This is a genomic window from Acidimicrobiales bacterium, from assembly GCA_035316325.1.
In the GTDB taxonomy this organism is placed as follows: domain Bacteria; phylum Actinomycetota; class Acidimicrobiia; order Acidimicrobiales; family VFJN01; genus DASXTK01.
Genome location: DATHJB010000118.1, coordinates 22,229 through 36,402 on the forward strand (window position 1 = coordinate 22,229; position 14,174 = coordinate 36,402).

The following is a 14,174-nucleotide window of genomic DNA, read 5'->3' on the forward strand; positions in this document are numbered from 1 at the left end:
AGGTGAGCGCCCCCGGCTACCCGATGCCTGCCAACAACCTCGCGGCAGCAGCCCACGATCCCACGGCCGTCATCGGTGTACGGACCGCCGCCTGGATCGTCGACGCCCTGCTGTACGTGCTGCTGATCGCCTTCATCAGCGCCACACCGCTGAGCCCGCTGGCCGAGTACGACGACAACCCTCAAGGTCTCGACCAGGAAGACGCGTGCCAGATCCTGACCGACACCCAGGACGCCACGACGTGCGTGAAGTTCGGCGACAAGGTGTACTGGACCGACGGCGACGACTTCGCCATCCAGGCCGCCGCTTGGCTCGCGTTCGTGGTCGCCTACATCGTGCTGCAGGGGGTCACCGGCTGGACGCCCGGCAAGCTGCTGCTGGGTCTGCGGACCGTGAGCGACGACGGCCAGAAGCCGGGGATCGTCAAGTCGCTGATCCGCTCGGTGCTGTGGATCGTCGACGGCCTGCCGTGCATCCCGCTGGTCGGCTTCATCTGCGCGCTGACCACCACCGGGCATCGCCGGGTGGGCGACATGGCGGCCAAGACGTTCGTGGTGCGCAAGCGCGACGCGGGTCGGCCGGTCGTCGTGCCGGGGATGGCGCTGACGGCGGTCGCCCCGGCGCCGTACGGGGCGCCTCCGGGCTACCCGGGCGCGCCGCCCTACCAGCCGCCGGCTCCGGCTCCGGGTGCGCCGGGCGCTCCCGGTGCGTGGGGTGCGCCGCCGGCGCCGAACGCGCCGCAGCCTCCGGTGTGGGGGACGGCGCCGCCTGCGTCCCCGCCCACCGCTCCCCCGGCGCCGACACCCGGCCCGGGCGACACCGCCCGCTACGACGTGCCCTTCGGCTCCGGTGCCGCCCCCGTCCCGGCCGCGCCGATCCCCGGGCCCGACGACACGGGCCAGACCGAGATCGTCCCGGTGCTCACCCCCCGGCCTGACGACACTGCGCAGACCGAGATCGCACCGGTCGCCCCGGCACCAGTGCTGGATCCAGAACCCAGCCGGCCCGAGCCCAGCGAGGCGAGCAGCGACGAGACCCCCGTCGTCACGCCCGACGACCCGCCCGCCGAGAGCCCGGCCGACGAACCAACCCCGTCCGACGAAGCCGCCGCCGAGTCCGACGAGGCTGCCGAGTCCGACGAAGGCACCGCCGAGGCCGACGACGCTGCCGAGTCCGACGAGGCCCCCGCCGCCACCGAGTCCGAGGACGCTCCCGCCGACGAGGATCCCGCTGGCGCCCTCACGCCGCCCGAGGGCAACGAGCTGCCGAGCGTCGAGGCACCCGCCGAGGAACCCGCTGTCGACGAGCCGTCGGACGCGGAGCCGGCCACGGCCGAGCCCGCCACTGCCGCCGGGGCGTCACCCGCCGAGGCCCAGGAGCAGGGCGACTCGCCGTACCAGCCGCAGTGGGACGCCGCCCGCGGCGCCTACATCCAGTGGGACCCGAACCGCAGCCGCTGGCTCCAGTGGGACGACACCGCCAAGGAGTGGAAGCCCATCTGACGGGACCTTGCGGCGTCAGGTGACGGCCGACCCTTTCGGTCGCCGGGCGCCGCACCGACGGCTGAGCCGCCGGGTCAGGAGCGATGGAGCGTCGCCACCGAACGGAGCCGGCGCTCCAGGTGGTGCTCCAACGCCTTCGTCGCCAGGTGGTCGATCTCTGCGGTGTGCGGCGACGGCGGCTCGTTGAGGGCATCGCTCAGCTGGCCACCCAGGATGCGCTGCAGCACGACGACGGCCTCCGGGCTGATCGCCGGCCCCTGCCGGTGGGCCGAGCAGCGCAGCCCGCCCTCCTCGATCGCCCACGAGACGAGGCCGTCCTCCGCCCCGCAGAGCGCGCACTCGTCCACCTGGGGCCGGTAGCCCTCCAGCGACAGCACCTTCAGGAAGAACGCCGGCACCACCAGCGGCGTGTCGCGGGAGGCGAGCGCCTGCAGCGCCCCCACCAGCATCCGGTAGAGGCGGGGGTTGGCCTGGCGCTCCTGGACCACGTGGTCGGCCGCTTCCAGCATCGACACCGCCCGGGACAGCCGCTCGTAGTCGTCCCGCAGCGGCCCGAAGTGGTCGAGGGTCTCGGCCTGCGTGACGATGTCCAGCTCACGACCCTCGTAGAGCAGCAGCTCGACGTGCGACGGCGGCTCCAGTCGTCCCCCGAAGCGGCTCTTGGTCTTGCGCACGCCCTTGGCGACGGCCCGCACCTTGCCGCGGTCACGGGTCAGGAACGTGACGATGCGGTCGGCCTCACCCAGCTTGTAGGTCCGCAGGACCACCCCGCGCTCGTGGTAGAGCGACACGCCTCAGAAACTAGACCCCGCCGAAGCGTCGGTCCCGCTGCTGGAACTGCCGGATCGCCGCGAACAGGTCCTCGCGCCGGAAGTCGGGCCACAGCACGTCGGTGAACACCAGCTCGCTGTAGGCCAGCTCCCAGAGCAGGAAGTTGGAGATCCGGTGCTCGCCGGAGGTGCGCACCACCAGGTCGGGGTCGGGCATCTCGGGGTCGTAGAGGTGCGCCCGGAGCGCCTTCTCGCTCACCTTGCCGGCCGGCACCCCGGCCGCCATCATCGCCTTCACCGCGTCGATGATCTCGGCCCGGCCGCCGTAGTTGAAAGCCAGCGTGAGGGTCATGGCCTGGTTCTTGCGGGTCATCTCGACCGACTCGTCGATGTGCCGCAGCAGCCGCCGCGGCACCCGCCAGTCGCGCCGGCCGATCACCCGCACGCGCACGTCGAGGTCGTGCAGCTCGTCGCGCCGGCGCAGCAGCAGCGACTCGTTGAACCGCATCAGGTAGCGGACCTCGTCGGCCGGGCGCTTCCAGTTCTCGGTGGAGAAGGCGTAGACGGTGAGCCACTTCAGGCCCACGTCGAGCGCGCCGTGGACGGTGTCGAACAGCGCGTCCTCGCCCGCGGCGTGGCCGTCGGTCCGCTGCAGCCCCCGGCGCTGCGCCCAACGCCCGTTGCCGTCCATGACACACGCGACGTGCACCGGCACGCGATTGGGATCGATGGCCTCGGGGAACACGACAGGCAAACTACCTGCCCGGTGACCGGGCCTGTGAGGCGAAAGGCCACCGTGCGGGCAGTGCGGCGACAACTCCCAGCGGTGTTCGCAAAATGTTCAAGAGGCTCACACAAACGGTGCCGCGGCTGCGGCAGCGGGTCGGCTTCCTCGACATGCTCCTCACCGTGCACGAGCGCGTCGGTGCGGTGGGAGGCGGCGCCTACTCGTCGGCCCTGGCGCTCGCCGGGCTGCTGTCGCTGTTCCCGTTGGTGCTGGTGGGGATCGCCGTCGTGGGGTTCTTCTCGGCGAGCAACGTCGACCTCGCGGCCGAGACCGTCGACCAGCTGGGCCTCGACGGCAACGCGGCCGACACGCTGGTCGAGGCCTTCTCCACGGCCGAGCGGACCCGCGGCACCGTCACCGTGGTCGGCTTCGTCGGCCTGCTGTGGGCGGGGCTCGGCGTGGTCGACGCGATGTCGGCGATGGTGAACACGGTGTGGCAGGTCACGGGTCGGGGCCTCGTCGGCAAGCTGCACGAGTTGGCCTGGGTGGCGGGTGCGGGGAGCGTCTTCCTGGTGTCGTTGGGCGTCGCGTCGCTGGTGCGGATCGTGCCGGGGCCGGCGATCGTCACCTCGGTGATCTTGGGGTTCGTGATCGACGCGCTGCTGGTCATGTGGACGTTCCGCGCCCTCACGAACGTGGGCGTGCCGTGGCGGGCGCATCTCCCGGGAGCGCTCGTGGCCGCCGTCGGGTTCGGAGTGCTGAAGCTGGTGGCGGGGTTCTGGGTGCCCCGACTGGTGACGTCCTCGTCGGCGCTGTACGGGTCGATCGGGGTGGTGTTCGCCCTACTGGCGTGGTTCGTGCTGGGGGCGAAGCTGCTCATGTACGCGACCGCGTACAACGTCGTGCGCTACGAACGGGGCCACGGCACGGTGACGGTCCCGATCCAGGTGCCGCGCATCGAGGGCGAGGTGCCGCAGCGGGTGACCCGTGGGGGCGCGGTCGCCGAGTCGGCCCCGGAGGCGACGACGTCGTAGCTCAGGGGTCACGCCAGGGAGCGGCGGACCTCCAGGTGGGCGGCGTCGTTGAAGCGGGCCAGCAGCCAGCGGCCGCTGTCGTCGCGCACCCACTCGGTGAGCGACGTGTTGACGACCTCGGTGGTCACCCACTTCGGCACCAGGCCGAGCAGCATGAGGACGCTGGCCAGGATCACGCCCCCGTGGGTGACGACGAGCACGGTCTGGTCGCGGTGGTCGTGGGCCAGCCGGTCGATGGCCCCCTTCACGCGCCGCAGGAAGGTGCTGTAGCTCTCCCCGCCGGGTGACAGGGCCCGGTCGGGCTCGGCGAGTGGGTCGAAGGTGCCGTAGTGGGTGACGAAGGACTCCCAGGTCAGCCCGTCGCCCTCGCCGGGGTGGCGCTCGCAGAGGTCGCAGAACTGGGGGATGCCGTCGACCTGGACGCCGATGCCCTTGGCCAGGATCTCCGCGGTCTCGAGGGCCCGCGGCAGCATGCTGGTGACGACGGCGTCGGCCGAGAAGGCGTTGCCGACGAAGCGGTCGCGCAGCGCCTCGGTCTGGCGCCGTCCCGCCTCGGTGAGGCCGGTGCACCCACGGTGACCGCCCACGATGCCGCGCTCGGCGACCGTGGCGTGACCGTGTCGCACGAGGATGAGCCGCGTCTTGCCCTGGATGCCCACTCGGAGAGTCTGTCGTGTCGGCGACCCCCTGGTGGACACGAAGTTCCGGCGGGGTCGTCCTTCACTGTCACACCCCTCTCTTACGATCGGTCTCGTGGACATCGACCTCGTGCGGACGGCATACGGACTCCCGGCTCTCGACGCCCTGGCGCGGGTCGTGGGGCAGGCAAAGGCCGACGAGCCGCTCACACCGGTCACGGTGGTGGTGCCCTCGAACCACGTCGGGGTCACGGCCCGGCGAGCGCTGGCGTCCGCCACTCGGGCGGTCAGCGAGCGGGGGCGGGGGATCATCGGCGTCAGCTTCCTCACGCCGTTCCGGCTGGCGGAGCTGATCGGGGCGCCGGCGTTGGCGGCCGCCGGGCGGCGTCCGGTGTCCACGCCGGTGGTGGCCGCGGCGCTGCGTCAGGCGTTGCGCGAAGACCCGGGCGTCTTCGGTCCCGTGGCGCAGCACGCCGCCACCGAGGAGGCGCTGGTCGCGGCCGCGGCCGAGCTGGCCGACCTGTCGTCGGGCGCGTTGGATCGACTGGCCGCCACCAGCCCACGGGCCGGCGATGTCGTGCGGCTGTTCCGGCACGCCCGGGCGCATCTGGCCGCGGGCTGGTACGACGAGGCCGACCTGGTGCAGTCGGCCCGGTCGGCCTTGCGGGAGGGCCGGGCCGACCCATTGGGTCACCTGGTCGTCTACCTCCCGCAGGACCTGACCCGTCGCGCCGGGGCATTGCTGCGCGACGCCGCGTCCGCCGGACCCGCCACGGTGGTCGTCGGGCTCACCGGGCATCCCCGAGCCGACGCCGGCGTCGCCCGATCCCTGAGCCGGTTGGGCCTGGCTGCCGACGCCGCCGCCGCTGGACCTCTCGCCGACCGCGCCGGCTGGCCGGTGTCGGCCGAGGCGACGCGGGTGGTCTCCACCTCCGATGCCGACGAGGAGGTGCGGGTGGCGGTGCGGGCCGTCGTCGACGCCGCCCGGGCCGGCACGCCGCTGGAGCGCATCGCGGTGCTGTTCGCCACCCCGCAGCCTTACGCCCGGCTGGTCCACGAGCACTTGGCCGCGGCCGACATCCCCGCCAACGGCACCGCCGCCCAGAGCCTGTCCGGCCGGGCCCTGGGCCGCACGCTGCTCGACGTGCTGGCGCTGCGTCGCCACGGCTACCGCCGCAGCGACGTGCTCAGCCTGCTCACCGCCGCACCGCTGCGGCCCGACGGCGGTCATCCCGCCCCCACGGCCGAGTGGGAACGGCTGTCACGGGAGGCGATCGTGGTGGCAGGCCGGGGCCATTGGGACGTCCGGCTCGAACGCCTCGCCGGCGAGTTCGAGCGCCGGGCCGCCGATGCCTATGTCGAGTTCGCCGCGGTGGCCGACGGCGACGACGCCGGCGGCGAGCCCGAGGAGTCGCCCTACGCGGCGTGGCTGCGGCGCCGGGCGGCCCGCGCCCGATCCTTGCGTGAGCTGCTGCTCGACCTGGTCGACCAGCTCGACTCGGCGGCCGCTGCTCCAGCCCCGTGGCACGAGCGGGTGGCCTGGGTGCGCCGGCTGGCCCGGCGGCTCCTCGGGGGGGATGCCGCCCGGGACGCCTGGCCGCAGGTCGAGCGCAAGGCGGCCGAGCGAGTGGAGGCCGCGCTCGACCGGCTGGTGGCGCTCGACGACGTCGACGCCCCCGCGACCCTCGACGTGTTCCACCGCACCCTCGAGCTGGAGCTCGACGCCGACCTGGGCCGGGTCGGGCGCTTCGGGGAGGGCGTCCTGGTGGCGCCGCTGTCGTTCGCGGTGGGGCTCGACCTCGACGTCGTGGTCGTGCTGGGGATGGCCGAGGGCTCACTGCCGGCCCGGGTCGCCGACGACTCGCTGCTGCCCGACCGCGAGCGCCGGGTCGCCGACGGCGAGCTCCCGCTGCGCCGCGAGCAGATCGACCGGCAGCGTCGCCAGCTCCACGCCGCGCTGGCCGGCGCCTCCCGCCACGTCCTGTGCGCGCCGCGGGGCGACCTCCGGGCCAGCAACGAGCGGATGACCTCACGCTGGCTGGTCGAGATCCTGCAGCTGGTCCGCACCGCGGCCGCCGACGACGTGCCGTCCTTCGCCTACGCGGTCACCCACCTGGCGTTCCCGGCCACCGAGCAGGAGTACCGCCTCGGATCGGGCGACTGGACCGAGACGCACGACCCGGTCGTCGTCGCCGGCAAGGCCTTGCAGTCGGCCCGGCGCAGCACCCGCTTCACCCGCTACGACGGCAACCTGCACAGCCACCCGGTCCGCTCTCCCCTCGACGACGTGGTCTCCGCCACCCGCCTGGAGTCCTGGGCGAAGTGCCCGCACGCCTACTTCATGCGCCAGGTCCTGCACGTCGATCCCGTGGAAGACCCGGCCGACACGCTCTGGATCTCCCCGCTCGAGAAGGGCTCGCTGGTCCACGAGATCCTCGAGCGGTTCGTCCTCTGGGTGCTCGACCAGCCGCCGAGCCGGCGCCCCGCACCCGACGAGCCCTGGGACGACGAGCACCATGCCGTGCTGCGTGAGATCGGCGGTGCGCTGTGCGACAGCTACGAGGCGCGGGGCGTCGTCGGCCGCCAGCTGTTCTGGCAGCGCGACCGGGCGCGCATCCTGATGCGTCTCGACCGCCTGCTCTACGAGGACGACACCTACCGCCGCCGCACGCTGAGCCGGCCGGTCGCGGCGGAGATGTCCTTCGGTCTGCCGCACAGCACCGACGACCCCGTCGACGTCCCCATCGCCGGGGGCCGCACCCTGCGGTTCCGCGGCTCGGCCGACCGGGTCGACCTCACCGACCAGGGCACGCTGCGGGTGATCGACTACAAGACCGGCCGACCATGGGACTACCGCAGCCTGTCGTCCGAGAGCCCCGACGACCGCGGCACCCACCTGCAGCTGGCCGTGTACGGCATCGCTGCCCGGGCGCACCACGGCACGCCCGACGTGCCCGTCGCCGCCGAGTACTGGTTCGTCACCGACCGCGAGGCGCTCACGATGATCGGCTACGACGTCACCGACGACGTGCTCGACCGGGTCGGCGGCACCCTGGCCACCATCGTCGACGGCATCGAGCAGGGCCAGTTCATCGCCCGGCCCACGGCGTCGAGCAGCGATCCCTGGGTCCGCTGCCGCTACTGCGACCCCGACGGCCTCGGCGTCACCGACCGGCGGCGCGAGTGGGAGCGCAAACGCAGGGACCCGCTCGTGGCGCCGTACGCCGAGCTGGCCGAACCGAGCCTGGTGGTGCCGGCATGACGGGCGCGACGGGCCTCAACGGCACCCACCCCGACCACGCCGCCACCGAGCGGATCCGCACCGCCCTCGACGAGACCCTCTTCGTGGAGGCGGGCGCGGGCTCCGGCAAGACCCGGGCCCTGGTCGACCGCGTGCTGGCCCTGGTGCTCGACGCCGGCGAGCCGCTGAGCGCGGTCGCCGCGATCACGTTCACCGAGAAGGCGGCCGCCGAGCTGCGCGACCGGGTCCGCCGCCGCCTCGACGCCGCCGCCGACGACGCCCGCCGAGCCGACGACGCCGCGCTGCTGGCCCGCTGCCAGGCGGCCCTCGACGAGCTCGACGCCGCGGCCATCGGCACCCTGCACAGCTTCGCCCAGCGGATCCTGTCCGAGCACCCCGTCGAGGCCGGCCTGCCACCCCGGGTCGAGGTGCTCGACGAGGTGGCGTCGATGGTCGCCTTCGACGACCGGTGGACCGAGCTGGTCGACGACCTGCTCGACGACGAGGCCCTCGCCCGGCCCATCCTGCTGCTCACCGCGGCCGGGGTCCGGCTCACGGCCCTGCGCGAGATCGCCCTGTCGTTCAACCAGAACTGGGACCTGGTAGCCGAGCGGGCACCGGCCGACGCGCCCGAGCTGCCCGAGTGGGAGTCGCGCCTCGCCGCCATCGTCGCTGCCGTCGAGCAGGCGTGTGAGGAGCAGGCCCACTGCTTCGAGGGCGACGACCCGCTGTGCCGGCTGCTCAAGGAGCTGGAGCAGTGGGTGCAGCAGATGCGTACCGCACCCGACGAGTCGGCCCGGCTGGCGCTCACCCGTCCCGAGGGCGGACGCCCGAAGGCCAGTCCCAACGGCAAGGGCGCCAAGCCCCGCTGGACGAAGGGCTACGACCTGCCGGCGTTGCGCGCCCAGCTCAAGGACCTCATGGAGCAGTGTGACCAACTGGCCAACGAGGTCACCCACGCCGCGCTCCAGCGCATCGCCGTCCAGCTGCGCCGGTTCACGCTGGAGGCTGCGGAGCACCGCCGTCGCGACGGGCGCCTCGAGTTCCACGACCTGCTGGTGATGGCCCGGCAGGTGCTGCGCGACCCGCAGCAGGGGGTGGCCGTCCGAACGGCGCTGTACGAGCGCTACCGGCGCCTGCTGCTCGACGAGTTCCAGGACACCGACCCGATCCAGGTCGAGCTGGCGGTGCTGGTCGCCTCGCCCGACCCGGACGCCGGCCGGAAACCCTGGCAGGAGATCGAGCCTGCCCCGGGCCGCCTGTTCTTCGTCGGCGACCCGAAGCAGTCGATCTACCGCTTCCGCCGGGCCGACATCGCGCTCTTCCTCCAGGCCGCCGACCACTTCGGTGGCGACGGCCGGCGCCTGTCGCTCACCACCAACCACCGCTCGGGCAGCGACCTGGTGGCCTGGATCAACGCCACCTTCGGGCGGCTGATCACCGGTAGCCCCGACCTCGTCTCGCAGCCGACGTTCGAGGCGTCGGTCTCGGTCCGGCCCGACGCCCCTGTCGGTGCGACGGTCTCGATCATGGGCCGCACCGCCCACGGCGACGACCCGACCGCCGACGACCTCCGCTCGCGGGAGGCCACCGACGTCGCCACGTCGGTCTGCCGCATCCTCAGCGAGGGGTGGCAGGTCGACCGCTCGGCCGACTGGCAGCAGCCCGACTGGCAACCCGCCCGCGCCGGCGACGTCACCGTGCTGCTGCCCACCCGGCTGTCGCTGCCGTTCATCGAGGATGCGCTGGCGGAGGCCGGGCTGGCGTTCCGCGTCGAGTCGGCGTCCCTCGTGTACAGCGGCCGCCTGGTGCGCGACGTGTTCCTCACGCTGCGGGCGATCGACGACCCGTCCAACGAGCTGAGCACAGTGGCGGCACTGCGCTCGGCCCTGTTCGGCTGCGGCGACGACGACCTGTTCATGTTCCGTGAGTCCGGCGGCCGCTTCGACCACACCGCGGAGCAGCCGGACACCGTGCCCGACGACGACGTGGTGCTCGCCGGTCTGCGGTACCTGTCGGAGCTCCACCGGGAGCGTCGCTGGCGAACGCCCAGCGAGATGGTCGACCGGGTCGTGCGCGACCGTCGGGTCCTCGAGCTGGGCGGCAACGAGGGTCGCGCCCGCGATCTGTGGCAGCGCATGCGCTTCGTGATCGACCAGGCCCGGGCGTGGACCGACACCACCCACGGCACGCTGCGCCAGTACCTCGACTGGGTGCGCCAGCAGTCGTCACCCGGCAGCCGGGTGGCCGAGGCGGTCCTCCCCGAGACCGACGACGACGCCGTCCGCATCATGACCGTGCACGCCGCCAAGGGCCTCCAGTTCCCGATCACGGTCGTCGCCGGGCTCTCGACCCTGCCGCAGAGTCGGCTGGCCGGCGCCCAGGTCGTGTGGCCGCCCGACGGCTCGTGCATCCTCAACGTCGGCAAGAAGGTGACGTCGCCGGCGTTCGAGGCCTGGCGCCCGCTCGACGAGCAGATGTCCCACGACGAGCGGATCCGGCTCCTCTACGTCGCCTGCACCCGGGCGCGCGATCACCTGGTCCTGTCGCTCCACCGGCGAGCCCGGGCCTACCCGGCGGCGACGCAGGCCCGGCTCAGCAACGCCGAGCTGCTGGCCGAGACGCTGGCGCCCGAGCTCGATGCGCTGCCCGACGCGTCCGTCGGCAGCGTCCTGCCGCTGGTCGACACCTCGCCGGGGGGTCGTGCGGCAGATGCGGCCGCTCCCCCGCCCTTCGACGAGTGGCAGGCTCAGCGGGCCAGGGCGCTGGCCGAGAGCGCCCGGCCCCGCACGGTCGCCGCCACCGCCCTCACCGACGAGGGCGAGCCCGACGCCGAGTCCGACCCCGGGCTCCGCAAGCGCCCGGGCGACCTCGACCTGCCGCCGTGGCGCAAGGGCCGCTACGGCACCGCCGTCGGCCGGGCCGTCCACGGCGTGCTGCAGCTGGTCGACCTCGGCTCCGGCCGCGGCATCGACGAGTTGGTGGCGGCGCAAGCGGCGGCCGAGGGTGTCAACGGCCACGAGGCCCACGTCACCACGCTCGTGCGGGCCGCCCTCGACTCCGCGATCGTCGCCGAGGCGGCGGCCGGGGCGCACTGGCGTGAGGTGTACGTGGCGGTCCCGCTCGGCGACGGCCAGACGCTGGAGGGCTACATCGACCTGCTCTACCGCCGGCCCGATGGGAGCCTGGTGGTCGTCGACTACAAGACCGGGCCGGAGACGCCCGACGACCCGCTCGACGAGCTCGTGGAGCGCTACCGGCTCCAGGGATCGTCCTACGCCCTGGCGGTCGGCGAGGCCACCGGCGAGCCGGTCGCCGACGTGGTGTTCCTCTTCCTGACGCCGCAGGGTGCCGTGGCCCGCCACCTCGACGACGTTTCCCAGGCGATCGAGAACACCCGAAAGATCGTCGAAGGAGGTGCATTCGCGGTCACCGACTGACCACTAGATTCAGTGTGAGTGGCGAACAGCAACAGGCTGGCGGAGACGACCTGAGTGGCGGACAGCAGGACAGTCGACGTCACGGGTGAGCTTCGCCAGGTCGTCGCCCAGCTCCCCGGCGGCGGAGAGGCTCGCGAAGGCCAGGTGGAGATGGCCGAGCGGGTCGCCGAGGCCATCCGCCGCGACAAGCACATCATCGTGCGGGCCGGCACGGGCACCGGCAAGACGCTGGGCTACCTGGTGCCGGCGATCCTGTCGGGCAAGCGGGTCGTGGTGGCCACGGCCACGAAGGCGCTGCAGGACCAGCTCGCCAGCAAGGACCTGCCGTTCCTGCAGAAGCACCTCGACCGTCCCTTCACCTGGGCGGTGCTCAAGGGCCGCGCCAACTACCTCTGCTCCCAGCGCCTCGCCGAGATGACCGGCGGCGGCACCGGCAAGGCGGCACCGCAGCTGGCGCTCGACGGCTTGGCGGAGCGCGCCGATCCGAAGCAGCTCGCCGCCCTGGTGGCGTGGGCCGCCACAACCACGGTCGGCGACCGCGCCGAGCTGGAGCAGGAGCCGTCCGACGCCACGTGGATGGCGGTCAGCACCACGTCCCGCGACTGCCCCGGCGCTCGCCGCTGCCCGCGGGGCGACTCGTGCTTCGCCGAGAAGGCCCGGATCGCCGCCGGCCAGGCCGACGTCATCGTCGTCAACCTCCACCTCTACGGGCTCGACATCGCCTCGGCCGGCGCGATCCTCCCGGAGCACGACCTCGCCATCATCGACGAGGCCCACGTCCTCGACGACGTGATCTCCGCCACCTGCGGCGTCGAAGTGGGCCCGGGACGCTTCGGGCACCTGGGTCGGTTGCTGCGCGGCATCCTCGCCGAGGCCGGTACGACAGTCGCCGACGTCGACGCCTCCGGCGGGCTGCTGGCCGACGCGCTCGCCCCACACCTGGGCGACCGTCTCGTGCCACCGCTGCCCGACGACGTCACCACCGCCCTGACCGCGGTGCGCGAGCGGGTAGCCAGGGCGCAGGCGTCGCTGGGCGGGCTGCCCGACGGCGTCCCCGAGGACGCGGCGGCCCGGGCGCTGCGGGCCAAGCAGGCCGCCTCGGCGCTGATGGACGACCTCGACGCGCTGGGCCAGCCGACCGATGCGCAGGTGGTGTGGGTCGAGGGCAGCGAGCGCTCGCCGGCGTTGCGGCTGGCCCCGATCGACGTCGGTGGCCTGCTGCGCGGCGCCCTCTGGGAGCGCCGGCCGGCGGTTCTGACCAGCGCCACGATCGCCGCCAGCTTCGGCAGCCAGGTCGGCCTGCCGGCCGAGGCCGCCGTCCCCCTCGACGTCGGCAGCCCCTTCGACTACGCCAACAACGCCCTGATCTACTGCGCCGCCCACCTCCCCAAGCCGACGGCACCGGCCTGGGGCGACGCCGCCGCCGAGGAGCTGGCCCAGCTGATCGAGGCCGCCGGGGGACGCACCCTGGCGCTGTTCACCAGCTTCCGGGCGATGGGCCACGCCATCGAGGTGCTGGGCGACCGGCTGCCGTACCCGATCCTGGCCCAGGGCGACATGCCCAAGGCCCGGCTGGTCGAGCGCTTCACCGCCGAGCCCGAGACCTGCCTGTTCGCCACGATGAGCTTCTGGCAGGGCATCGACGTCCCGGGCTCGTCGCTGTCGCTGGTCACCATCGACCGGCTGCCGTTCCCCCGCCCCGACGAGCCGCTGCTCCAGGCCCGCCGCGAGCGGGTGGGCGCCAACGCCTTCGCCACCATCGACGTGCCCCGGGCCGCCACCCTCCTCGCGCAGGGCGTGGGCCGCCTGATCCGCACCGCCACCGACCGCGGCGCCGTCGCCGTGCTCGACCCCCGCCTCGCCACCGCCAAGTACGGCCCGAAGATCGTCGCGGCCCTCCCCAAGATGCCCCGCACGAAGGACCTCTCCGAGATCCTGGCCTTCCTCCGCGAGCTGCCCCGCTAGAAGCCGAGGCGGTCGAGCGAGCCCGGCCGTCGCTGCCAGTTCTTGTCGACGGTGACGTGGAGGTCGAGGTAGGCGCCCTCCGGGAGCTGCGCCCGGACGGCCGTGCCGACCTTCTTCAGCTGCTCGCCACCCTTGCCGACCACGATGCCCTTCTGGGAGTCCCGCTCGACCACGATCTCGCAGCGGATGTACGGCCACTCCCACTCGGTGACCCGCGTCGCGATCGAGTGGGGCAGCTCCTCCCGAGCCACGGCGAGCAGCTGCTCCCGCACCAGCTCGGCCACCCAGAACGCCTCGGGCGAGTCGGACACCATGCCCTCGGGGAAGTAGCGGGGGCCTTCGGGCAGCAGCTCCACGAGATGGTCGACCAGTGCCGTCACGCCGTCGCCGTTGCGGGCCGACACGGGGAAGTACGCGGCCATCTCCAGCTCACCGGTCCGCGACAGCTGGCTCAGGACGTTGGCCGGGCTGGCGATGTCGGTCTTGTTGACGACCACGATCGCTTCCCTGGGCAGGCGCTCCGCGACCCAGGTGTCGCCCTTGCCGAAGGGCTGGGTGGCGTCGACCACGAAGACCACGGCGTCGACGTCGCCGATGGTCGCCCGGGCCGTGTCGTTGAGCCGCTCTCCCAGCGTCGTGCGGGGCTTGTGCAGGCCGGGCGTGTCGACGAACACGATCTGCACGCCGGGCCGGTTGAGCACTCCCTGGATGCGATGCCGGGTCGTCTGCGGCTTGTCCGAGACGATGGTGACCTTCTGCCCGAGGATCTGGTTGAGCAGCGTCGACTTCCCGACGTTGGGCCGGCCGACGAGCGTCACGAACCCCGAGCGAAAGTCACCCTCCTCGTCAGACATGTC

9 protein-coding genes are annotated in these 14,174 nt (G+C 73.2%); 5 read left to right on the forward strand and 4 right to left on the reverse strand.

Annotated elements, in window-relative coordinates; all coding sequences use genetic code 11:
- Window positions 1–2: 2 nt before the first annotated feature.
- Window positions 3–1,502, forward strand: coding sequence for an RDD family protein (locus VK611_15670; GenBank protein ID HMG42770.1), 1,500 nt, complete (start codon window positions 3–5; stop codon window positions 1,500–1,502).
- 74 nt (window positions 1,503–1,576) lie between these two features.
- Here the strand turns inward: VK611_15670 and recO are convergent, their stop codons facing one another.
- Both recO and uppS read right to left on the reverse strand, forming a co-directional pair.
- A complete protein-coding gene (gene recO / locus VK611_15675; GenBank protein HMG42771.1) occupies window positions 1,577–2,293 on the reverse strand; it encodes a DNA repair protein RecO in 717 nt (238 codons plus the stop codon).
- Between the two features lie 10 nt (window positions 2,294–2,303).
- Complete coding sequence (gene uppS / locus VK611_15680) at window positions 2,304–3,017, reverse strand: polyprenyl diphosphate synthase (protein HMG42772.1); 714 nt, start codon at window positions 3,015–3,017, stop codon at window positions 2,304–2,306.
- A 116-nt stretch (window positions 3,018–3,133) separates the two neighbouring features.
- On the opposite strand from uppS, the gene VK611_15685 reads away from it, so the two are divergent.
- On the forward strand, window positions 3,134–4,033 hold the full coding sequence (locus VK611_15685; GenBank protein ID HMG42773.1) for a YhjD/YihY/BrkB family envelope integrity protein: 900 nt from the start codon (window positions 3,134–3,136) through the stop codon (window positions 4,031–4,033).
- 8 nt (window positions 4,034–4,041) lie between these two features.
- Here the strand turns inward: VK611_15685 and VK611_15690 are convergent, their stop codons facing one another.
- Window positions 4,042–4,692, reverse strand: a complete 651-nt coding sequence (locus tag VK611_15690; protein HMG42774.1) for a histidine phosphatase family protein — start codon at window positions 4,690–4,692, stop codon at window positions 4,042–4,044.
- Window positions 4,693–4,786: 94 nt separating this feature from the next.
- On the opposite strand from VK611_15690, the gene VK611_15695 reads away from it, so the two are divergent.
- Genes VK611_15695 through VK611_15705 form a run of 3 tightly spaced genes read left to right on the forward strand, consistent with a single transcriptional unit; the run spans window position 4,787 to window position 13,317 of the window.
- Window positions 4,787–7,933 carry a PD-(D/E)XK nuclease family protein gene (locus VK611_15695; GenBank protein HMG42775.1) on the forward strand — a complete coding sequence of 1,049 codons (3,147 nt, stop codon included), beginning with the start codon at window positions 4,787–4,789 and terminating at the stop codon, window positions 7,931–7,933.
- Window positions 7,930–11,352, forward strand: a complete 3,423-nt coding sequence (locus VK611_15700) for a UvrD-helicase domain-containing protein (GenBank protein HMG42776.1) — start codon at window positions 7,930–7,932, stop codon at window positions 11,350–11,352. The genes VK611_15695 and VK611_15700 overlap by 4 nt, the downstream gene beginning before the upstream one ends.
- 54 nt (window positions 11,353–11,406) lie before the next feature.
- Window positions 11,407–13,317 (forward strand): ATP-dependent DNA helicase, encoded by a 1,911-nt coding sequence (locus tag VK611_15705; GenBank protein HMG42777.1) that lies wholly within the window; start codon window positions 11,407–11,409, stop codon window positions 13,315–13,317.
- On the opposite strand, the gene era is transcribed toward VK611_15705, so the two are convergent.
- Window positions 13,314–14,171, reverse strand: a complete 858-nt coding sequence (gene era / locus VK611_15710) for a GTPase Era (protein ID HMG42778.1) — start codon at window positions 14,169–14,171, stop codon at window positions 13,314–13,316. The two genes, VK611_15705 and era, sit on opposite strands and share 4 nt — an antisense overlap.
- Window positions 14,172–14,174: the final 3 nt, after the last annotated feature.

What these genes read in the sequence shown, in the direction of transcription:
- VK611_15700 (HMG42776.1), top strand. Translation starts at nt 7,930, where the DNA reads ATGACGGGCGCGACGGGCCTCAACGGCACCCACCCCGACCACGCCGCC.
- era (HMG42778.1), bottom strand. Translation starts at nt 14,171, where the DNA reads ATGTCTGACGAGGAGGGTGACTTTCGCTCGGGGTTCGTGACGCTCGTC.